The organism is Kitasatospora sp. NPDC059088 (assembly GCF_042738155.1).
Classification (GTDB): Bacteria; Actinomycetota; Actinomycetes; order Streptomycetales; family Streptomycetaceae; genus Kitasatospora.
Genome location: NZ_JBHYGR010000038.1, coordinates 1 through 21,506, shown reverse-complemented (window position 1 = coordinate 21,506; position 21,506 = coordinate 1). Strand labels below are relative to the sequence as shown.

Genomic DNA, 21,506 nt, shown 5'->3' with positions numbered 1-21,506 from the left:
GCCGGAGACCGTGCGGACGGTCTCCGGCAGCGCTGCGGCGGGATCCAGCGGTGCTCGGGATTCTCGAAGTCAAGGCGTGCCGCGGCGCTCGACGGCCCGGCCGGCGGTCCGTCAGGACCATTCCCACCGCGGCTCGCCGTCGTAGCCGCCCTCCTTGCGGCCGATGTCCCCGTACCGGTAGTCGCCGTTGGGGAGGGCGAAGACGTACTCGCGCGGGTCGGCCGATGCGGGCTCCAGCTTCCGCCAGGCGCTGTGGTAGCCGAGCGCGTAGAAGTTCTTGGACGGCTTCCAGGCGTTGTAGCAGGCCATGGCGTCGCGCTTCGTCCTCATGTGGGCGTCGGGGATGTTCAGCACGTAGGCGGCGCCGTTGCCGCGCAAGGACGGCTTGTGGTCGTAGGCGTAGACGAAGTTGAAGCGCACATCGGTGAGCTTGCCCTCCCTCGCCAGCTGCACGGCCGCGTCGGAGATCGCCTTGTGGGTCGCGCTGACCTCCAGCCAGCCCGCGGTGAACTTGTGCGAGGCGCCCGGGTACTGATCCGCGATGGACGCGATCTTCGACTTGACCGTCTTGGTGAACTTCTTGAAGGCGTCGTCCCCGTTCCACGCGGAGTCGGAGATCTTCAGGTTGATCACCTTGTCGACGCCGAGGACGGCGGCCGAGGCCATGAACTCCGCGGTCCGGGCCGGCACGATCACGCTGTCACTGGCGGCGCCGGTCGGCCAGTTCAGCCCGTGCGGGCCGCGGGCAATGCAGTGGTCCATCGCGCGCAGCTCGCAGTCCAGCTGGTCGCCGTTCTGGTCCTTCTCGTTCATGAGCCTCGCCAGCCCGTCGTTCTCACCCAGTGTCACCAGCACCAGGTACACGGGCCGTCCGGCCGCCTTGTGCTCCAGGATCGACCCGGCCAGGCCCAGCACCTCGTCGTCCTGGTGCGGCGAGTAGAAGATCGCCGGCGCGGACGCGGCCGAGGCCCTGCCCCCCGACAGACCGGTGCTCAGGAGCGTCGCCCCGGCCAGCGCACCCGCCGTCAGCACCCGCCGCCGGGACAGGCCCGCACGGCCGATCCCGGCCATCGCCGCCTCCTGCCGGCCCCACCGGGCCGGCCCGTACCCCGGCCCGCCGTCGCCGGTGGGAGCGGAGGAGTCGAAGCGGTGGAGGAAGTGACGATCGGCCATGGACAGGCTCCTTGGACAGCGGCACCGCGGGGGCGGCACGGGAAACGGGAGTCGACGGTGACGGCGGACGAACCACCAGGTCACGCCCCCGACACTACGGAGCGCACCCGTCACCGGGCGTCACCCACCGGAACGGGGACCGCACTCCCGCTCCTGCCCCGTTCCGGGACCGTACTCCCGGGCCCAGCCCCGCCCAGCGGCGGCGGCTCACCGCCCGGCTCCACGTCCGGCGGAGGCACCGGCGCGGCGTTCATCACGATCAGGTTTCAGCCATCCGCTCAAGGCTTGCCCTGCGGGCATGTAATCGATTCCAATCGTGGGAACACATCGATGTAATCGATTCCACGAGGAGGTGGAGCGACTGTGCCGAGCATCAAGGACGTCGCCGCCGAGGCAGGCGTGTCCGTCGCCACTGTCTCGCGTGTCCTGAATGAGCACCCTTCGGTCAGCGAGGACGCGCGGGCGCGGGTGCTGGCCGCCGTCGCGTCGCTCGGGTACCGGCCCAACGCCGTGGCACGGTCGCTGCGCACCGACCAGACCCGCACCCTCGGCCTCGTGATCAGCGACGTACTGAACCCGTACTTCACCGAGCTCGCGCGGTCCGTGGAGGAAGAGGCGCGGGCACTGGGGTACAGCGTGATCATCGGGAACGCCGACGAGCGGCCGGACCTGCAGGACCACCACGTACGGACGCTGCTGGACCGCCGTATCGACGGACTGCTGGTCTCGCCCACCGACGGCGGGTCGCCGCTCATGCTGGACGCCGCCCGGGCCGGGACACCGATGGTGTTCGTGGACCGGTGGATCCCCGGCGTCGACGTGCCGGTGGTGCGGGCGGACGGGCGGGGTGCCGTACGGGACCTCGTCGTGCACCTGCACCGGCTGGGGCACCGGCGGCTGGCGATCATCGCCGGGCCGGCGGCCACCACGACCGGGCAGGAGCGTGTGGAGGCGTTCCGCGAGGCGCTGGCGGAGTGCGGCCTCGACCTGCCGGACCAGTACATCGGCCAGGGTGACTTCCAGGCCGCCAGCGGCCGGCGGGCGACCGAGCGGTTCCTCGACCTCGCCGAGCCCCCGCAGGTCGTGTTCGCGGCGGACAACCTGATGGCGCTGGGGGCCCTGGACGCCGTGCGCGCCCGTGGTCTGCGCGTGCCGGACGACATCGCGCTCGCCGCGTTCGACGACATCCGCTGGTTCGTGCACACGGACCCGCCGATCACCGCGATCGCCCAACCCACGGGCGAGCTGGGCCGGGCCGCCGTGCGCGCGCTCGTGGACCGCATCGAGGGGCGGACGCCGCGATCCGTGACGCTCCCTGCCCGGCTCGTCGTTCGCCGCTCGTGCGGCGAGACCCCCGTCACCGAGACCCCCATGACCGAGACCCCCGTGACGAACAGGAGCCAGTCGTGAGCGACCCGGACGAGTTGCTGCGCATCGAGGGCATTCGGAAGACCTTCCCCGGGGTGGTCGCGCTGGACCGCGTCGACTTCGACCTGCGGCGGGGCGAGGTGCATGTGCTGCTCGGTGAGAACGGCGCGGGAAAGAGCACCCTGATCAAGACGCTGTCCGGTGCCCACACACCCGACGAGGGCCGCGTCCTGGTCGGTGGTGAGGAGGTCCGCATCCATGGTGCGCAGGACTCCGAGCGACTCGGGATCGCCACCATCTACCAGGAGTTCAACCTCGTCCCCGACCTGACGGTCGCCGAGAACATCTTCCTCGGGCGCCAGCCGCGCCGGTTCGGGATGATCGACCGGAGGAGGATGGAGGCGGACGCCTCGGAGCTCCTGGAGCGCGTCGGCGTCAGCGTGTCGCCCCGCGCGCGGGTGCGCGAACTCGGCATCGCGCGCCTGCAGATGGTCGAGATCGCGAAGGCGCTGAGCCTGGACGCGCGGGTTCTGATCATGGACGAGCCGACCGCCGTGCTGACCTCCGAGGAGGTCGAGAAGCTGTTCGCGATCGTGCGCAAGCTGCGCGAGGACGGCGTCGGGATCGTCTTCATCACCCACCACCTGGAGGAGATCGCCGCCCTCGGGGACCGCGTCACGGTCATCCGGGACGGCAGGTCGGTCGGGCAGGTGCCTGCCTCCACACCGGAGGAGGAGCTCGTCCGGCTGATGGTGGGCCGGTCCATCGAGCAGCAGTACCCGCGCGAGCGCGCCGTCCCGGGCACCGCTCTGCTGTCCGTGGAGGGGCTGTCCCGGGACGGTGTCTTCCACGACGTCAGCTTCGAGGTGCGGGCCGGCGAGGTCGTCGGCGTCGCGGGGCTGGTCGGGGCGGGTCGTACCGAGGTGGTCCGGGCGGTCTTCGGAGCCGATCCGTACGACCGCGGTTCGGTCCGCGTCGCCGGGGCCTCCTTGAAGCGGCACGACATCGGCGCCGCGATGACCGCGGGACTCGGGCTGGTACCGGAGGACCGCAAGGGTCAGGGGCTGGTGCTCGACCAGTCGGTGGAGGAGAACCTCGGACTCGTCACCCTCAGGTCCGCCGCCCGAGCCGGGATCGTCGACCTCAAGGCCCAGCACCTCGCCGCCGCGCGGATCGCCGGGCAGCTCGGCGTACGGATGGCCGGGCTCGGTCAGCAGGTGCGCACGCTGTCCGGCGGCAACCAGCAGAAGGTCGTCATCGGCAAGTGGCTCCTGGCCGACACCAAGGTGCTGATCCTCGACGAGCCCACCCGCGGCATCGACGTCGGCGCCAAGGTCGAGATCTACCAGCTCATCAACGAACTGACGGCGGCCGGGGCCGCCGTCCTCATGATCTCCAGCGATCTGCCCGAGGTGCTCGGGATGAGCGACCGGGTGCTGGTGATGGCCCAGGGCCGGATCGCGGGCGAGCTGTCCGCCGACGAGGCCACGCAGGACGCGGTCATGTCGCTGGCCGTGAGCAATCCCCCTACCGAACTGGAGGCCCCCCGTGGCCGCTGAAACGCTCAAGAGCGGTACGGGCGCCGGTGGCGCCGCGGCGTTGCGCCGTCTGCTGCTCGACAACGGCGCACTGACCGCGCTGATCGTCCTCGTCATCGCCATGTCGGCGCTGTCGGGCGACTTCCTCACCACCGACAACCTGCTCAACGTCGGTGTCCAGGCGGCCGTGACCGCCGTCCTCGCCTTCGGTGTCACCTTCGTGATCGTCTCGGCGGGCATCGACCTGTCGGTCGGTTCGGTGGCCGCGCTGTCGGCGACGGTGCTGGGGTGGAGCGCCACGGCGCACGGAGTGCCGGTGGTCCTCGCGGTGCTGCTGGCACTGGCGACGGGTGTGGCCGCCGGCCTGGTGAACGGTTTCCTGATCTCGTACGGCAAGCTGCCGCCGTTCATCGCGACGCTCGCGATGCTGTCGGTGGGGCGTGGTCTGGCACTGGTGATCTCGGACGGCTCGCCGATCGCGTTCCCGGGCTCGGTCTCCCACCTGGGCGACACGCTCGGCGGGTGGCTGCCGGTGCCGGTGCTCGTCATGGTGGCCATGGGACTCATCGCGGCGTTCGTCCTCGGCCGTACGTACATCGGCCGCTCCATGTACGCCATCGGCGGCAACGAGGAGGCGGCCCGGCTCTCGGGTCTGCGGGTGTCCAGGCAGAAGCTCGCGATCTACGCGCTGTCCGGTGTGTTCGCCGCGGTCGCCGGTGTCGTCCTGGCCTCCCGGCTCTCCTCCGCGCAGCCGCAGGCCGCCACCGGGTACGAGCTCGACGCCATCGCCTCCGTCGTCATCGGCGGCGCCTCCCTCTCCGGGGGTACCGGCAAGGCGTCGGGGACGCTGATCGGCGCGCTCATCCTCGCGGTGCTGCGCAACGGGCTGAACCTGCTGAACGTCTCCGCGTTCTGGCAGCAGGTCGTCATCGGTGTCGTCATCGCCCTGGCGGTGCTGCTCGACACCGTGCGGCGCAAGGCCGGGGCCGCGCCCACGGCGATCGGGGCACCCGGCGGCGGACGGGGCAAGCAGGCCGCCACGTACGGGCTCGCGGCCGTCGTCGCCGTGGCGATCGTGGGTGCGACGTCGTTGCTGCACGGCGATCCGAAGTCCGGCACCCAGAAGATCGGTCTCTCGCTCTCCACGCTCAACAACCCGTTCTTCGTGCAGATCCGGGCGGGTGCGCAGGCCGAGGCTGCGAGCCTGGGCGTGGACCTGACGGTCACCGACGCGCAGAACGACGCCTCGCAGCAGGCCAACCAGCTGCAGAACTTCACCAGTTCGAAGCTCGGGGCGATCGTCGTCAATCCGGTGGACTCCGACGCGGCGAGCAACTCCGTGCAGGCCGCCGGCGCGGCGAGGATCCCGGTCATCGCCGTCGACCGGGGCGTCAACAAGGCCGAGGTGAACGCCTTGGTCGCCTCCGACAACGTCGCCGGCGGTGCGCAGGCCGCGAAGGCCCTCGCCGAGAAGCTCGGTGGCAGCGGGAAGATCGTGGTCCTCCAGGGGCTGGCCGGTACCTCCGCCGCGCGCGAGCGGGCCGAGGGCTTCGCCAAGGGACTGGAGGCGTACCCGGGGATCGAGGTCGTCGCGCAGCAGCCGGCCGACTTCGACCGGACGAAGGGTCTCGACGTCATGTCGAACCTGCTCCAGGCGCACCCGGACGTCCAGGGCGTCATCGCCGCGAACGACGAGATGGCGCTCGGCGCGGCGAAGGCGCTCGGGTCCAAGGCCGGCGGATCCGTGCAGGTCGTCGGCTTCGACGGAACTCCCGACGGGCTCAAGGCGGTCGAGCAGGGGACGCTGTACGCCTCCGTGGCCCAGCAGCCGTCGCAGCTCGGGAAGATCGCCGTGGACAACGCGGTCAAGGCGATCAGGGGTGAGAAGGTCGAGGCGACCATCAAGGTGCCGGTGAAGGTGGTCACGAAGGAGAACGTGGCCGGGTTCAGCGGCTGAGACGGGGAAAGGGGTGGCCGGGGTGCCCGCGGATGCGGGGCTCCGGCTGCCCCGTTCCGGATTACTTGATTGGGGAGCTTCATGTACGACTACGACTACGACTACGACGTCTTGGTCGTCGGTTCGGCCAACGTCGATCTCGTGATCGGTGTCGAGCGCAGGCCCGCAGCCGGGGAGACGGTGCTCGGGTCGGACCTCGCCGTCCATCCCGGCGGCAAGGGGGCCAACCAGGCGGTCGCCGCCGCGCGGCTCGGGGCGCGCACGGCGCTGCTCGCGCGGGTCGGGGACGACGCCAACGGGCGGCTGCTGCTGGAGTCGCAGCAGAACGCGGGGGTCGACACGGAGGGCGTCCTGGTGGGCGGGGCCCCGACCGGCGTCGCGCTGATCACCGTCGACCCTTCGGGGGACAACAGCATCGTGGTGTCGCCCGGCGCGAACGGGCGGCTCACGCCGGAGGACGTCCGGGCCGCCGGGCCCCTGCTCCACGCCTCGCGGGTGGTCTCGGCACAGTTGGAGATCCCGTTGGAGTCGGTCGTGGAGGTCGTACGCCAACTGCCGTCCGGCACGAGGTTCGTGTTGAACCCTTCGCCGCCGCAGCCGCTGCCGGCCGAGGTCCTGGCGGCCTGCGACCCGCTGATCGTCAACGAGCACGAGGCCCGGGTGATCCTGGGCGGCGGGACCGTCGGCGACGATCCCGCCGCATGGGCACGGGAGTTGCTCGCGAGCGGACCCGCATCGGTCGTGGTGACACTCGGTTCGGAGGGCGCGTTGGTGGCGTCCGCCGAGGAGGAGGCCGTGCGGGTCGCGCCGGTGAAGGTCGACGCCGTCGACACGACCGGTGCCGGTGATTCCTTCACGGCCGCACTGGCCTGGAAGTTGGGCGCGGGCGCCTCGCTCGTGGAGGCCGCCGCGTACGCCGCTCGGGTGGGCGCCGTCGCCGTGACCCGGCGGGGGGCCCAGGAGTCGTTCCCCACCACCGAGGAGGTCGAGGCGCTGTGAAGAAGGGCGGGATTCTGAATCGCCATCTCGCCGGAGCCATCGCCGAGTTGGGACACGGTGACCAGGTACTCCTGTGCGACGCGGGGATGCCGGTTCCGGACGGACCCCGAGTGGTCGACCTCGCGTTCCGGGCGGGGATCCCGTCGTTCGAGGACGTACTGGCCGGACTCCTCGACGAGTTGGTGGTCGAGGGGGCGCTCACGGCGCAGGAGGTACGGGAAGCGAACCCCGCCGCGGACGAACTGCTGACCGGCACCTTCGCCGAACTGGCCTACGTGCCGCACGAAACGCTCAAGGAGCTCAGCACGGGGGCGCGCCTGGTGGTGCGCACCGGGGAGGCCCGGCCGTACGCGAACGTGCTGCTGCGGTGCGGAGTGTTCTTCTGACGGGCTGGTGCGTGATTCGTGGGCTGGGCTTGATCGGCCACGAACGGCATCAGCAGGAGACGACCCGGCCGCTGTGCCTCGGTTCAGACAGGTCAGCGGTGCTCGGGGTTCTCGAAGTCGAAACGGCAGCCGGCGTCCCACGCGGAACGCTGGTTGCCGTGGGCCGGGATGCCGCCGGCGTCCTTGAGCATCCTCGCCAGGTGGAGCTGGCTCCAGGTCATGAAGGTGGTGTTGCGGTTGGTGAAGTCGTTCTGCGGGCCGCCGGAGCCCGGGTCCAGGTAGGACGGGCCCGGGCCGGCCTCCCCGACCCAGCCGGCATCGGCCTGCGGGGGGACGGTGTAGCCGAGGTGCTGGAGGCTGTAGAGCACGTTCATCGCGCAGTGCTTGGCACCGTCCTCGTTGCCGGTGATCAGACAGCCGCCGACCCGGCCGTAGTAGGCGTACTGCCCTTCGGAGTTGAGGATCGACGAGCAGGCGTACAACCGCTCGATGACCTTCTTCATCACCGACGAATTGTCGCCCAGCCAGACGGGCGGAACACTCTGGCACCATAGCTGACCTGCGGCGTAGACAGCCAGACCTTCGTGGCCTTCCAGGGGCGCACGGGATACGAGAACTCCGCACACAACAGCGGCACCGCCTGAACGGTGCCGCTGTACAGGAAGGCGGACACCCCAGATCCCGCAGCATTCTCCACGTGCACCATTCACCGAACGTACTGGCGGACCCGTCTGTCACACGTTTCGGGACCACAGAATTTGAGCGGGCCGGGCACGATCCCGACCGAATCTCCTTCGTCCGCACCCTTCGGGTCGTCCGCCACCAGGTCACCACCCAGACTGCTCTTTCCCCCCTCCCGGCTCGCCCGCGCCGTCACACACAGCCTCCGCGAGATCGCTGAACGGCTCTTGCCGCCACGGCGGTTGCGCGCCAATCCCCGCGTCATCAAACGCAAGATGTCCAACTGGGCCCTGAAATGCGGACACCACTACAACCCGCCTCGCCCGGACGTTCCCACCGTGACGCTGGTCGGGCCGACCAAGACCAGCCCGACCCGCCGGAAAGCAACCTAAATCACCGGTATTACGCCTAGATGCGCTGCTCGGGCCGCTCGGGCGAGGTCAGTTGGGGTGTTGGACACGGCGGACTCCCGGTGGTGTTCACGGGGTCCGGCCTACGCCAGGCGACCTGTCGCGCGGCTCGGCTGCTCCCGTCAGGTTGGGATCCGGCCTACCGCCAGCGATCGTTCCGCCGACGTGGCTGGTTCCGTTTGAGACCCGGCCTCACCGCCAGCGGCTGGTCACATTATGCACCCGGGTTCGCTAGTGCGCGGGGGCCGAACCATGGACCCGGGGTCCAGCCCCGGTACGGCACCGGACAGCCGAAGGCCCGGCTGCTCCTCGCAGCCGGGCCTGGGTGATGTGGAGTCAGGCGGTGCCGCGCGCCGAGAACCGCGCGTTCAACTTCTCCAGCTTGGCCAGGTAGGCGGCACGCTTCGCCAAGGCTGCGGCGCCATCATCGACCGGTACGCTCTGCTCGGGCGTGACTGCGTCCAGAGCGTTGGGGCCGACCTCTTCGATGTCAGACACCACAGCAGCGCCCGCGTCGAGATCGAGGACGTCGGCAGCTTCGGGGCCGGCGTCGAGGATCTCGTCCACGTCTACAATCACGTCGCGCGCACCGAGCCCCGGCTGGTCGGCGAACCACCCACCGGCCAGGTCCATGACCATCTCGCGGGCGTCCACCGGGAAGTACTCGACCCCCCGGATGGAAATCCACCCCTCCCCGTCCAACCCGGCCAAGACGTGCTGCTCCAGCTCCCTCGCGGCTCCGGCAGGGAGCCCGATCATCCGAAGGTGCTGCGCAGTCAGGCCATCCTCCTTGTGCTGCTCCAGCCGCCTGTATCCGGTGCCCGAGCTGATACCAGGCTTAACGGTGTACGCATCCGTCACCAGGTCCCGACCGCTCACGACGTAGTAGACATCGTGAGCCGGATTCGCGTGGCCGTACGTTCCCGGGGGGCACTCGGGGCAAGACCAGCGCTTCCCTGTTGGCCGGAGCGCGAACTCATGCCCCATGAAGCACATGGCGGGGTATGCGGCGTTGGCCGACTTCCACTCGGTGGCAAGCACGGTCATACCGAAGCCCTTCGCCTTGTCCGAGAACTCGGCAAGCAGGTCCAGTTTGTTACACGCCCCGCAGAAGGATGGACGGAACTCGGTCTTGCCGTACGAGGGGTAATTGCTGAAGATCACCACAGTGTGGTTCCGGCGGCATTGGACGTGAACCGTGTCAGCCTTCTCTCCGAAGTTGCTCCGGATGATCCGAGCCTCAGTCTCCGCGCAGAGATCCGCCGCACGAGACAAGAGCTTCCGGTAATCCTCCTCCTCCCAGCACGTACGGCACAGGAGGCTCCCGCGAAGAACGCTTTGATGACGTCCGTGCACGGTGGAGGCATGTCCGGCCTCGCATACGGCATCGAACAGCTCATCGTGGGATTCGTCGGCCTGCCCGCCGGTCGGTTTCAGCGTCACGTGCTGCTTCTCTGCGAGCGCAAGAAGCGCGCTGCGGCGGGAGGCGATCTCATCTGCGTAGCAGCATTCGGAGCACAACGGTTGGCCGGGTGTGCGATACCCGCGGCTTCCGTCAAGCAGCAGGTTCATGGCTATGACCGTGAAAATATGCCCATCGACGCACTTGAGGTCCGAGTAACCCCTAAGCCCGTTCCACTGAATCACGGCCAAACCCTGGTCATCCACGATCGCCGTGAACAGCTCCTCAAGCGCCCTGAAGTGAGCTGCGGCTGCCTCGATCGCCGCGGCCGACGCCGGGTACTGGTGTGCCATGCCGAGCACGCTTCCTTCCTAGTAGCTCGTCGCGACTAAGTATTGTTCTTCTTGGTGGAGTTGGGGTCGGGCTGGCTCCCATGTCGCTTCCGTTCGGCTGGCAGGGGTGCCGTGTCCTCGCAGAAGAAGTATCCGGTTGCGTTGAGTGCCGAAGATCGTCGGGCGTTGGTGCGGGTGACGACGACGGGGGTCCGCAGCGCGTCGATGATCAGGCGGGCGCGGGTGCTGCTCGCGTTGGACACCTCGGTCGGCGAGCACCGGCTTCGCCGTGCCCGCACTGCGCGATGCCGCTGACCGCGGAGCACCTCACCAGCGTGCTCGGCCCCCGCGACCGCATCGCCGCCACCTGCCCACGCTGCGGGCCCGCCCACAGCCACCCCGCCGGCCAGCCCCCGCCGACCGTCCACGCCCACACCGCCGTCCACCCCGGCCAGACCTTCACCCTCACCGTCGACGGCCCCGAACACGGCCTGCTCGCCGTCCACTTGCGCCCGGCTTCCTCCTGCGCCAGGTCTTCCCCGGCAAGTACAAGGACTTCCAGGACAACCCGGCCTGGCGCCCCCTCGTCGCCCAGTTCGCCGTCCACTGCCACCGGGAGAACGACGGCCACCCGGTGATCATCCCGATGACCCTGCTGCGCCAGCCCTACGCCGCCGAGATCCACGGTGCCATCCGGGCCACTGGCATCCCGCTCCAGCACCTCCTGCTCCACGCCGACCCGGACACCGTCAGCGCCCGCATCGACGCCAGCGTCGAGTTCCCCGACGACGAGGCGCGCAGCGAGAAGGTCCGCGCCTTCCGCCGCCGCAAGCAGCCGGTCTACACCGAGGCGTACGACGGCTGGCTCGCCGCCGACACCGAGGTCATCGACACCACCCACCTCACCCCCCGCCAGGTCGCCGACCAGGCGTTGAAGACCATCGGCGCCCTGTGACCACCACCGTCTCCGAGGCGACAGCGCGCCTCACCGGGCCGGCCGAGGTCGTCGCCGACCTCAGCTGGCCCGGCACCACCGCGACCGTCCGCCTCCTGCGCCGCCCCTCAGGCCAGCACCTCGTCCTCAAGGCGAACAGCCACCCGGACTGCTTCACCCGCGAGCTGCACGCACTGCACACCTGGACTCCCGCCCTCGACACCGCGGCACCCCAACTGGTCGACGCCGACGAGGACGCCCGAGTGCTGCTCATGACCGCACTGCCCGGCATCCGTCTCGACCTCGCCACCCTCACCACCGCCGAACTCGACTTCGCCCTGGCCGCCATCGACCGGTTGGAGACCCTGCCCCCGCAGAAGTCCCAGCCCTCCCACCTGGACCTCACCGCCCGCAACCTCCTCGCCGACACCGACGAACGCGGCCGAGTGCGGATCGCCGTGATCGACTTCGAGACCAGCCGCTACGAAGCCGCCGGCCGGGACTTCCTCCGCATCACCCAACGCACCCTGCGTACCCGGTCCGACCTCTCCGTCGCCTTCTACAACGGGTACGGCCGACAGCCCACGGAGGACGAACAACGCCTCATCCGATGGTGCGGGACCGGGGACGCCGCCGCCATCGCCGTCACAGCTGCCGCCCACGGCCACGACGACTTCTCCCGCGAGGGCCACACGGCACTTCGCGCCGCCATGGCCGCCACGTAGCCTTCGCTCGTTCCGCGAAGCTCCAGGTTTGTCGTTGTGTTCTCGTCCTACCTACCCTGCCGTCACCGAAGGCGGCTTCATCGAACTGGAGGCGGCTGGACAGCCGGTGCTGTGGCATCGCTCTCCTGACGGCGCGCGGACTGGCTCAGCCGGTGGCCCTGAACCGGCGGGACGGGAGCACTCGTTCCAGCCAGACCGCGTTCGCGCGGGCGGCCTTCAAGGCGGCGTGGACCTTCGGTTCGTCCTCGACGCGGGGGGCCTCTACACAGGCCAGTAGCCCCTCGATGGTGGTTTCGGGGCTGCTGGCGTCGATCTTGGGTTCGAAGGCGTCGATCTGGGCTGCCGGGCTGAACGCTTTGACCGCTTCCAGGGCGAGGTTGGCCTTGTCGCCGAAGTGCCGGAACAGGGTGACCTCGTTGACACCGGCCGCGGTCGCGATCTCCTTTGTGGTGATCGCGGCCATGCCCTGCTCCCCCGCAAGCGCCAGGAAGGCGGTGAGGATCTTCTTCCGGGTCTGATCCGCACCCAAAGTTCAGCTCGCTTTCGTTGTCGTGGCAGGCGCCTGGGCACAGTAGTGGGCCCGCCCCACGGCTGACGAGTCCCGTCGTCGGGCATCAGCGGTGCCCAGCGGCCGTGCTGCCCGTCAGCCGAGGACCCGCGTCCCGCGGTTTCCCCGGGAACACGCGCGCCGTGGCCCGCCAGCGCTCGGGCGCCGACCCGGACGAGGGGGCCGCCACCAGCCCACCTCGGACCTAGAACGTGCATGCAGGCACTTGCAAGCCTATGCCGTGGCGAAGGTCGGGTTCGTTTCGGGGATGTCCTCCGCTGTCCGCCGCAACGGCCGCTCGGCGGCTGACGGCGGACAGGCTCGACGCAGGCACTACGTCGGAAGGGGTGTCGGCTGCTCGGCCGGGCGAGGGGTGTCCGCCCGCGCTGATGCCGCGGTTGCGATACCGCCGGACACGTCGGCCGGCGGCACCCCCACTGGTGGGGGCGGACCCAGTCGCAGCCGAGCGGCGAGCCGGCGGTAACGTCCGGCGTTCTACCGGGTGAGGGTGTGGACGGCGTGGAGCCGGTCCTGGGCCTGGCCGATGGCGAGGGTGAACCGCAGGAGCAGGACTCCGTCGACGGCGTCCTGCCGGCACTCGCCAACGTACCTGAGGCGAAGGCCGACTGCGGTGATGAGGAGGGCCAGGGTGCACCGGTCGGCCCGGGCAAATCGGCAAGCACCATGCGGATCACCGATTGGCCCCGGAGGCCTGGGCGATCTGACAACACCGGGCCCCTGACCTGTCTATCGGGCGTTCTGTGCCAGGTAGGCGCGGTAGGCCTCGGAGACCTGCTCCAAGTAGCGCTTCGCCGCCGCGCGCTCGCTCTCGTCCAGGCCGCGGGAAGCCTCGTAGAGCAGTTCCAGCAGTGGGGCGAGTTCGCCCATCACGTGGGTGAGGCCGCTGTCGGTGACGTCCAGGACCTGGCGGCGGCCGTCGCTCGGGTGAGGGCCCCGGGTCATGTGGCCCTCGGAGACCAGCCGGTTGACGGACTGGGTGCCGGCGGCACTGGTGACACCGAGGCGCCGCGAGAGCTCGACCGGGCCGATCGGCTCACCCGCACCCCGGGCCATGATCACGTGCTCGACGGCCTCGACGTTGGTGAGCGGCATCCCCAGGCGCTCGGCCAGGACCGCGCGGGCGAGCTGGGTCAGCGTGAGCACGTCGCGCAGCGCCCGGGACAGGTCGTCGCCGACCGGTGCGCCATGCGGGCGCACGGCTTCACGCTGACCGGAATCCGAATCCGGCCCGGCTCCGAATGACTGGTGTTGCGCCATGAGGAGAAGTCTGCCACGGTGAGAATCGCTAAGTAACTTAACGACTTCGAGGGTGCGTTTCCGTGTCCCCTTCCCCGACCCGGCACGCCGGGCCACCGTCCACCGACCACTCGTCCCCCGGCGGCGGTCCCCTCGGGAGACCGAGGGCCACCGCCTGGACGGTCCTGCTCCTGACCGTGATCGGGCTGGCAGCGGCGTTCGCGCTGGGGCCCGGTGACGCCACCACTACGAAGGCAACCGGGACCGGCCTGCCCGCCTCGTCCCAGTCCGCCCAGGTCGCCGAGATTCTCAAGACCTTCCCGTCCGGTGCCGCCGCCCCGGCGATCGTGGTCTACAGCAACACCGACCACAGCCCCCTCACCGATACCCAGCGGGCCGCCATCGGTGGGCGCGCGACGCCGCTCGGTGCCCTGGGCCTGGCGCCCACCGCCGCGGCCCCCAGGTTCGTCGACGCCACCGTCGCGACCGTCGCCGTCGTCCTGCCCACCGGAGCCGACGACCAGGAGAACACCGCCGCCGTCGACCGGATCCGAGCTGTCGCCGCGCAGGACCTGCCCGCACCCCTGCGCGCCGAGGTCACCGGAGGGCCCGCGGTCCGCACGGACATCGGAAAGGTCTTCGCCGGCGCGGACACCAACCTGCTGATCGCCACCGCCTCGGTCGTCGCGGTCCTGCTGATCGTCACCTACCGCAGCCCCGTCCTGTGGCTGGTCCCGCTGCTCGTCGTCGGCGCCGGGGACCGCACGGCCGCGATCCTCGTCGGTGTCCTCGCCCCGCACGCCGGTGTCCAGGTCGACGCGTCCGCCGCCGGAATCCTGTCCGTCCTGGTCTTCGGTGCCGGCACCGACTACGCCCTGCTGCTGGTCTCCCGCTACCGCGACGAACTCCACCTCACCGAGGACCGGTTCACCGCCATGGCCCGCGCCTGGCGCGGCACGGCCCCGGCCGTCCTGGCCAGCGGGACCACCGTCGTCCTGAGCCTGCTGACCCTCCTCGCCGCCGAACTCACCGGCAACCGCGGCCTCGGCTTCGCCGGCGCCGTCGGCATCCTCACCGCGATGCTCTTCGGCCTGGTCGTCCTGCCCGCCGCCCTGGTCCTGCCCGGACGCCGACTCTTCTGGCCCCTCGTGCCCAAGGTCGGCACCCCGGTGACAGCCGACCGCCGCGGCCTGTGGTCGCGCATCGGCCGCTGCGTCGCCAAGCGCCCCGCCCGGGTCGCGCTCGCCGGAACGGCGGTGCTGCTGCTCCTCGCCTCCGGCGCGCTCGGCATCAACACCGGGCTCGCCCAGGCCGATTCCTTCCGCAAGACCCCCGAATCCGTCCTCGGGCAGCGCACCCTCGCCGCCGTCCAGCCCGCCGGCGCCACCGACCCCCTCACCCTCCTGTCCACCACCACCGCGGCCGACCGGGTCACCGCCGCCGCACGACAGGTGCCCGGCATCGCCTCCGTCACCCCGACGAGCCGCACCGACCGATGGGCCCGCGCCGACGTCATCCTCGACGACGCCCCCGGCACCGCCGCCTCCGACCGCACCATCGAGCGGCTACGCCACGACATCGCCACCGTGAGCGGCGCCGACGCCCTTCTCGGCGGCACCACGGCCCAGGCCTACGACACCGCCCGAGCCAACGCCCACGACACCCGCATCGTCGTCCCCCTCGTCCTCACGATCGTCCTGATCGTGCTCATCGCCCTCCTCCGCGCGCTCATCGCCCCGCTGCTGCTGGTCACCACCGTCATCGCCTCCTACTTCGCCGCCCTCGGCGCGAGCTGGACGATCTTCCGCACCGTCTACGACTTCCCGGCCCTGGACACCAACGTCCCCCTGCTGTCCTTCCTCTTCCTCGTCGCCCTCGGCGTCGACTACAACATCTTCCTCATCGCCCGCACCCGCGAGGGCACCGTCGCCGGCCACGACACCCGACGCGCCGTCCTGCGAGCCCTCGCCTCCACCGGCGGCGTCATCACCAGCGCCGGCATCCTGCTCGCCGCCGTGTTCGCCGTCCTCGGCGTCCTGCCCCTGATCACCCTCACCCAGATCGGCGTCATCGTCGGCATCGGCGTCCTCCTCGACACCCTGCTGGTGCGCACCGTCCTCGTACCCGCACTCGTCCTGCTGACCGGCCGCCACTTCTGGTGGCCCGGCCGCCCCGAAACCCCCCGACCGAGGGCCCACCACGACTCCACGTGAGCCCGGCCCGGGGCGCGCCCATCCGGCGCGCCCCGGAGAACCGGCCGACTCCCACAGCCCCCAGCACCGCCCCGAAGGAGGCGTTCATGACCACCACCGGCAAGGCCCCCGACACCCCGGCGGGCGCCGCTTCATCCGCTGGCCGTCGGCGCTGGTGGGGCCTGGTCGCGATCAGCCTCGGCGTGTCGCTGATCATCGTGGACTCCACGGTCGTCAACGTCGCCGTCCCCAGCATCATCGATGACCTGCACATCACCTCCAGCGGCGCCCAGTGGGTCCAGGAGACCTACACCCTGGTGTTCGCCTCGTTCCTACTCCTGGCCGGGCGTACCGGAGACCGGGTCGGGCGACGCCGGGTCTTCCTGACCGGCACCGCCGTCTTCGTCGCGGCGAGCGTCGCCGCGGCTACGGCCCCCAGCGGGCCGGTGCTGATCGGCAGCCGACTCGTCCAAGGGCTCGGCGGCGCGATGATCCTGCCCACCTCGCTGTCGCTGATCAACGCCACCTTCCGGGGCCGCGAACGCGGCCAGGCGTTCGCCGTCTGGGGATCGACCATCGGCGGCACCGCCGCCCTGGGACCGCTGCTGGGCGGCTGGCTCACCACCCACCTGTCCTGGCGCTGGGCGTTCGGCATCAACCTGCCGCTCGGCGCGCTGGTGGCCGCAGGCGTCCTGCTACTGGTCGCCGACAGCCGCGACGACAGAGCCGAACGCGGCCTCGACCTCCCAGGAGCGGTGCTGTCCGTCGTCGGGTTCACCGGCATCGTCTTCGGCCTCATCGAAGGCCGCACCTACGGCTGGTGGCACCTCGAGCAGCCCTTCTCCGCGTTCGGTACGCGCCTGGACAGCGGCCCCTCCCCCGTTCCCGTCGCCTTCGCCCTCGGCCTCGTCGCACTCGCCGCCTTCGTCGCCGTCGAACGGCACCGCAACCGCCGCCACCTCACCGCCCTGGGCGGCCTCCTACCGGTCCACGCTGCTGTCCGCCCCGCCGCAGACCGTCGCCGCGGTCATCGAGACGGCGGCCACCTCCCCTCGGCCCCGCACCCGCTACGTCGTGACCCCCGCGGCCAAGGCCCTGGTGCACGCGCGCCGGCTCTTCGGCGCCAAGCCCTTCGACGCCTACCTGCGGCTCCAGTTCCGCAGCGGCAGCTGAGCACCAGCCTCTGCGGCGAGCCCCCACCCGCGATCCCCGTCCGCGGCGCGAGTCGCAGCGATGTCGCCACCCGCCGCACGGCTGCGGTCGGGACCGATCGTCCGTGTGCAGGTTTCTACCGCACAGGCGCGTCTTGACCAAGGTGCGGAGCCCGGCGGCCATCGCGGAACTGGAGGCGGAGCTCGTGGAGGTCTCCGTAGTACCGCAGCCGAACCGCAGGTAGCAGGACCCTGGTAACCCGCCGGGCCGCCGGTTCACACCGGCGGCTCGGCGGAAGGGTTGCCGGGTCACCGAGCCTGGTGGAGGCCCTGCACGAGCCGTCCAGCAGCGGTGGGCTCGGGGTTGAAGAGCGGCCGTGGCCGACGTCCTTGCGCGGACGGCGGCGGTGGCGCAGCCCAGACAGGCTCCGTTCTACGGCTCCTCGGCGACCGGTGCAGGCCGGTAGTCGAGGATGACGGCGCCGGAGTTGAAGGACGTCGTCGCGGCGAGCCTCCACGACGTGAACCCAGCGCCCTCGGGGAACAGGCGTTTACCGGTGCCGACGACGACGGGGTGGATCCACAGCTTCAATTCGTCGAGGAGCCCGAGTTCGATCAGCGAGTTCGTCAGCTCGCCGCTGGCGTAGACAAGGACGTCCCTGTCGTACCGTTCCTGGAGCTTGGCGACCTCGGTCGCCAGGTCACCGCGCACCACTGTGGAGTTGGTCCACTCGGCTTGGTCGAGCGTTGTGGACACGACGTGCTTGGGCATCGTGTTCATCCGGGCGGCGAACTCGCCTTCGGTCTCCTCCAAGTGCGGCCACGCTGCGGCGAAGCCCTCGTAGGTGATACGGCCCAGGAGCAGGGCGTCGCTGGCGAACAGTTGGCCATGGGCGTACTTGGCGTGGTCGGCGTTGAAGTACGGGCCGGTCCAGACCGGGTGTTCCATGACGCCGTCCAGCGACAGGAAGGTCAGCGCGACGATCTTTCCCATGGTGTTTCCTCTGGGCTCACATACCGTTGAAGATTTGCCGGATCTCGGCCTTGCCGCTCCACACCGGCCAGTGCTTCCGGTGGACCTCGAAGAAGCGCTCGGTCCAGGCCACGACCTCCTCGACCGACTCGACGTCGTAGATCGTGTAGGCGGCGACGGTCTCGGCCGGGCTCTGCTCGAACTCGGAGCTGACCGTGATCTCGCCCCCGGCCAGGGTGACCAGCGTCGAGCCGTCCAGCGGCGCCAGGCCTCCGGTCTCGACGAAGACGCCGGCCGCCACGGCCTCGGCGCCGAGCTCGCCGATCGCAGTGAACAGCTCGGTGGGCGGCATGCCGAAGTCGCCGTCGCTCTTGAGCAGGATCAGGTAGCGCATGGTGGTTCCCCTTCGTGGATGTTCTCAGGGCTCTGCGATGTCACGGAGCATCCGGTGCTTCAGGTCCTTCGTCCCTGTGCGTCGCTGTGACCAGCCTGTCCGGCGTCAACCACTCGAACAACGAGCGATACTGGAACCCGTGTTTAGCCGGCTTCAACACTCGGACCGACGCAGGGAGGGCTCGTGCTGGAACGTCTGGAGCTGGAGGCGTTCCTCACCCTGGCCGAGGAGTTGCACTTCGGGCGCACCGCAGAGCGCCTGCACGTCAGCACCGGCCGGATAAGCCAGACCATCAAGAAGCTGGAGCGGCAGATCGGTGCGCCGCTGTTCTACCGCACCAACCGCAGCGTACGCCTCACCCCGCTGGGACACCTGCTGCACGAGGACATCCGTCCCGGCTACGAGCAGATCCGAGCCGGCCTGGACCGCGCGACGGAAAGCGTTCGGCACCAGCACACTGTCCTGCGCGTCGGCTTCGTCGGCGCGGCGGCCGGGCAGGTGGCCCACCAGGCCAGCAACCTGTTCTCGAAGCGCGAACCCGGCAGCCGTGTCCACGTCCGCGAGGCGCAGGTCGTCGACGCGGTCGCCAAACTGCGCGCCGGCGACATGGACGTCCTCATCCTGAGCCTGCCCCTGCCGGGCCCCGACCTGGTCATCGGCCCGGTGCTCATCTCCGAACGCCGCATGCTGGCCGTGCCCGCCACCCACCCCCTCGCCTCACGAACGAGTGTGACGATGGAAGACCTCGCGGACGTCCGTCTCCTGCGTCTGGCCGGCGCGCTGCCCGGCGACTGGCCGTCCGACCGCTGGCCCGAGCGGACTCCCTCGGGCAGGGACATCCCCGGCGGGCCCCCGTTCGAGACCTTCCAAGAGGCCCTGCAACTCATCGGCGCGGGCAACGGCGCCTACATCGTCGGCACACAAGTCACCCGGTTCTACACCAGGCCGGACGTCGCCTTCATCCCGCTGTCCGACGCGAAGTCCATCGACTGGGCACCCGTCTGGCTCCGTTCCAACAACACCTCGGCCCACCGGGCCTTCGCGCACTGCGCGCAGGAAGCCGCCAACCGCATCTACCTGGCTGCCACCCACGAATGACCGAGGCGTGGTCCTACAAGTGGCGCCGCCGACCGGCCGAGCCAACGAAGCGCGAGGAGTGACGGCCCGCGAGCCCTCGGTCTCCACTGTCTTCTCCGACCTCTCAGCCCCCCAACGGCGTGTGGCTGGACGCGGGATCTCCGGCCATGCCAATGGCACACGTCGCCACTGGTCAAGGGCCCGCAACGACGACGGGCAGGCGCAGCGCCACCGCGTCCGCGAGGCGTTCGAACTCGGCGCGGAGGAAGGGGGCGGCCAGACGTGCGAGTCCGTTGAACCTCAGTGACGCCCGGTAGACGACCACCGTGCGTCCCTCGGAGGCCCGGATGGCGATGTCGTCGGTGGCCTCGACGGTCCGGTTGTGGCCGACGAACACCAACCGCTCGGGGCCGTAGTGCTCCAGGCGGTAGAGGAGTTCGGTACGCCGCCCCCGGAACCGTGAGACGTTGCGCCAGCGCGCCCCTTCCGCCACGGGGCCGGGGTCCAGGCGGGTGCAGCTCTCGGTGCCCGGGTCCCACTGCGGTGTGTTCCCGAAGTCCGCCAGGTAGCGCATGACCTCCCCCACCGGTCGGTCGACGAGCATGGTGCGCTCCACACTGATCATCGGCTCTCCCTTCGAGTTCTGCCTGCCCGGTCAGCGGGCTTGTACCCCCTTCTTCGGTGCGGACGGCCTTTCGGATGGTGGGCGCGCGCCCGATCTCCTGGGGCCGGTTCGCGGCCACGAGCCGGGCGCGGTCGCGCTGGAGGCAGCCGGTCACCCAGCGTCCACCGCCGTGCCGCGGCTCGTGGACCAAGTCTGCTCTGGCGGCCTTCGTCCACCGTCGGCCGGTTGGGGAGCGGGAGGAGATGTCACCCGTTTCGGCGGCATGGGCGTGACGCGGCGCCGAGGGCCGCAGAGGCGCACTCAGCGGTCAGCCGGCGCCATTGGGGTGCGGTGCGCAGCGTCGTGTGGCCGCCCATGGCCATGGGTACGGCCTCGACAGCGGCCCCCGCAGTGGCAGCGCGGCGGGCGAGCTCCCATGTCATCACCGCCGGGGGTGGCGTGGTCGGCCCGGCCGTGCAGGAGAAGGAGCTGCTTGGCCCTGAGCCGGTGCACGGGATCGTCAGGCGGGCACCAGGGGGCCAGTGCGACGACGCCGACCACGGAGGCCGCCAGCGGCGGCCATGGCGGCTCTGGCTCCCGTGGAGTGGCCAACCGGGAGCAACGGAGCGTGGGGCGAGTACTTCGAGGGCGTCGGTGACGGGGTCGGTGTAACCGGCCCCGTTCCGGCCGCTGTGGCGGTAGCGGACGGACGCGACGACGGCGTCGGGGAGGGGAGCGTGTAGGGCCCGGGCAAGCAGCAGCGCGCGCAGGGCCGGCGGGTCAGTGCAACGGGGCGGCGGTGCGAGGCCGCGCGAGCGGCCGCCGGGCGGCAGGAGCACCCCGGCGCCGGGCACGGCGGGCCGGTGGTGGATCCGTAGCGGCCAATTGGGTGGCGGCATCGGGCCTCTGGTTCGCTGCCGAGTACGCGGGTACGGCGGGGTGGCCGGATGCTCGCGGCGGGCCTGGCCGTGTTGCCTCAACTGTTCTGGGGGCTCGGAGAGGCTGCCGTCCACAGATCCGGGGCGTGCCGTCGGCGGGCAGCGGTCAGGTGGGGCCCTTCGCGCCAGGACGACGGCAGTCTCAGGTTGTCTGTCGCAGCAGCTTGGCCTGCATGGTGGCCAGGTGATCCGTTGCCGGCCAGCCTGGTAGCCCGTGTATCCGCCGGGCCCACGGCGGAAGTAGTGCCCTCGGTGGTACCTACGTGGAACCCGTGTCGGACGACGTCAGGTTGTCGGTGGTCGGCGATACCGGATGTGTCGGTGGCTCGCCCATCTACGCGAGGCCGACAGGCTCGCCATTTTCAGTTCAACTCTAGTGTCCTGAGTCCTTGATCCGTCGTTGGTCAGTGCATGGGACGTCCTGGGCCGAGGCTGGCCGAGCTGGTGTTGTCGGATCACGAGCGGCAG

18 protein-coding genes and 1 pseudogene are annotated in these 21,506 nt (G+C 70.5%); 10 read left to right on the top strand and 9 right to left on the bottom strand.

The window, feature by feature from the left end:
- Positions 1-111: 111 nt before the first annotated feature.
- Positions 112-1,173: a PIG-L deacetylase family protein gene (locus tag ACFWXO_RS18905; RefSeq protein WP_380524992.1), complete on the bottom strand. Its 1,062-nt coding sequence runs from the start codon at positions 1,171-1,173 to the stop codon at positions 112-114.
- Between the two features lie 363 nt (positions 1,174-1,536).
- Between ACFWXO_RS18905 and ACFWXO_RS18900 the strand changes: the two genes are divergently transcribed.
- The 5 genes from ACFWXO_RS18900 to rbsD all read left to right on the top strand — a co-directional run bounded on the left by ACFWXO_RS18900 (position 1,537) and on the right by rbsD (position 7,421).
- Positions 1,537-2,583 (top strand): LacI family DNA-binding transcriptional regulator, encoded by a 1,047-nt coding sequence (locus tag ACFWXO_RS18900; RefSeq protein WP_380524991.1) that lies wholly within the window; start codon positions 1,537-1,539, stop codon positions 2,581-2,583.
- Entirely contained in the window at positions 2,580-4,100 is a 1,521-nt protein-coding gene (locus tag ACFWXO_RS18895; RefSeq protein ID WP_380524990.1) for a sugar ABC transporter ATP-binding protein, read from the top strand. The genes ACFWXO_RS18900 and ACFWXO_RS18895 overlap by 4 nt, the downstream gene beginning before the upstream one ends.
- Complete coding sequence (locus tag ACFWXO_RS18890; RefSeq protein ID WP_380524989.1) at positions 4,090-6,036, top strand: substrate-binding domain-containing protein; 1,947 nt, start codon at positions 4,090-4,092, stop codon at positions 6,034-6,036. Before ACFWXO_RS18895 ends, ACFWXO_RS18890 begins: the two co-directional genes overlap by 11 nt.
- Before the next feature lie 81 nt (positions 6,037-6,117).
- On the top strand, positions 6,118-7,035 hold the full coding sequence (locus ACFWXO_RS18885; RefSeq protein ID WP_380524988.1) for a ribokinase: 918 nt from the start codon (positions 6,118-6,120) through the stop codon (positions 7,033-7,035).
- The gene (gene rbsD / locus ACFWXO_RS18880) at positions 7,032-7,421 is read left to right on the top strand and encodes a D-ribose pyranase (RefSeq protein WP_380524987.1); all 390 of its coding nucleotides are present in this window, start codon (positions 7,032-7,034) and stop codon (positions 7,419-7,421) included. Before ACFWXO_RS18885 ends, rbsD begins: the two co-directional genes overlap by 4 nt.
- A 92-nt stretch (positions 7,422-7,513) precedes the next feature.
- Here the strand turns inward: rbsD and ACFWXO_RS18875 are convergent.
- The 3 genes and pseudogenes from ACFWXO_RS18875 to ACFWXO_RS18865 all read right to left on the bottom strand — a co-directional run.
- Positions 7,514-7,954: pseudogene (locus ACFWXO_RS18875) on the bottom strand (flavodoxin family protein); the annotation flags it as partial.
- 894 nt (positions 7,955-8,848) lie between these two features.
- Positions 8,849-10,267, bottom strand: coding sequence for a hypothetical protein (locus ACFWXO_RS18870; protein WP_380524986.1), 1,419 nt, complete (start codon positions 10,265-10,267; stop codon positions 8,849-8,851).
- Between the two features lie 35 nt (positions 10,268-10,302).
- Positions 10,303-10,752 (bottom strand): hypothetical protein, encoded by a 450-nt coding sequence (locus ACFWXO_RS18865; RefSeq protein ID WP_380524985.1) that lies wholly within the window; start codon positions 10,750-10,752, stop codon positions 10,303-10,305.
- 128 nt (positions 10,753-10,880) lie between these two features.
- Between ACFWXO_RS18865 and ACFWXO_RS18860 the strand changes: the two genes are divergently transcribed.
- Together ACFWXO_RS18860 and ACFWXO_RS18855 are read left to right on the top strand one after the other, a co-directional pair.
- Complete coding sequence (locus ACFWXO_RS18860) at positions 10,881-11,201, top strand: hypothetical protein (protein WP_380524984.1); 321 nt, start codon at positions 10,881-10,883, stop codon at positions 11,199-11,201.
- Positions 11,198-11,905: a phosphotransferase gene (locus ACFWXO_RS18855; RefSeq protein ID WP_380524983.1), complete on the top strand. Its 708-nt coding sequence runs from the start codon at positions 11,198-11,200 to the stop codon at positions 11,903-11,905. Before ACFWXO_RS18860 ends, ACFWXO_RS18855 begins: the two co-directional genes overlap by 4 nt.
- Positions 11,906-12,050: 145 nt before the next feature.
- On the opposite strand, the gene ACFWXO_RS18850 is transcribed toward ACFWXO_RS18855, so the two are convergent.
- Both ACFWXO_RS18850 and ACFWXO_RS18845 read right to left on the bottom strand, forming a co-directional pair.
- On the bottom strand, positions 12,051-12,434 hold the full coding sequence (locus ACFWXO_RS18850; RefSeq protein WP_380524982.1) for a TetR/AcrR family transcriptional regulator: 384 nt from the start codon (positions 12,432-12,434) through the stop codon (positions 12,051-12,053).
- Positions 12,435-13,199: 765 nt separating this feature from the next.
- The gene (locus ACFWXO_RS18845) at positions 13,200-13,670 is read right to left on the bottom strand and encodes a MarR family winged helix-turn-helix transcriptional regulator (protein ID WP_380524981.1); all 471 of its coding nucleotides are present in this window, start codon (positions 13,668-13,670) and stop codon (positions 13,200-13,202) included.
- 236 nt (positions 13,671-13,906) lie between these two features.
- On the opposite strand from ACFWXO_RS18845, the gene ACFWXO_RS18840 reads away from it, so the two are divergent.
- Positions 13,907-15,922 carry an MMPL family transporter gene (locus ACFWXO_RS18840; protein ID WP_380524980.1) on the top strand — a complete coding sequence of 672 codons (2,016 nt, stop codon included), beginning with the start codon at positions 13,907-13,909 and terminating at the stop codon, positions 15,920-15,922.
- 86 nt (positions 15,923-16,008) lie between these two features.
- Positions 16,009-17,211, top strand: coding sequence for an MFS transporter (locus ACFWXO_RS18835; protein WP_380524979.1), 1,203 nt, complete (start codon positions 16,009-16,011; stop codon positions 17,209-17,211).
- 274 nt (positions 17,212-17,485) lie between these two features.
- Here the strand turns inward: ACFWXO_RS18835 and ACFWXO_RS18830 are convergent, their stop codons facing one another.
- Entirely contained in the window at positions 17,486-18,046 is a 561-nt protein-coding gene (locus ACFWXO_RS18830) for a dihydrofolate reductase family protein (RefSeq protein WP_380524978.1), read from the bottom strand.
- Between the two features lie 16 nt (positions 18,047-18,062).
- Positions 18,063-18,419: a YciI family protein gene (locus tag ACFWXO_RS18825; RefSeq protein ID WP_380524977.1), complete on the bottom strand. Its 357-nt coding sequence runs from the start codon at positions 18,417-18,419 to the stop codon at positions 18,063-18,065.
- Between the two features lie 183 nt (positions 18,420-18,602).
- On the opposite strand from ACFWXO_RS18825, the gene ACFWXO_RS18820 reads away from it, so the two are divergent.
- Positions 18,603-19,517, top strand: a complete 915-nt coding sequence (locus ACFWXO_RS18820; protein ID WP_380524976.1) for a LysR family transcriptional regulator — start codon at positions 18,603-18,605, stop codon at positions 19,515-19,517.
- Positions 19,518-19,689: 172 nt separating this feature from the next.
- Here ACFWXO_RS18820 and ACFWXO_RS18815 read toward each other — a convergent pair whose 3' ends face one another.
- The gene (locus ACFWXO_RS18815; RefSeq protein WP_380524974.1) at positions 19,690-20,121 is read right to left on the bottom strand and encodes an SRPBCC family protein; all 432 of its coding nucleotides are present in this window, start codon (positions 20,119-20,121) and stop codon (positions 19,690-19,692) included.
- Between the last annotated feature and the right edge of the window lie 1,385 nt (positions 20,122-21,506).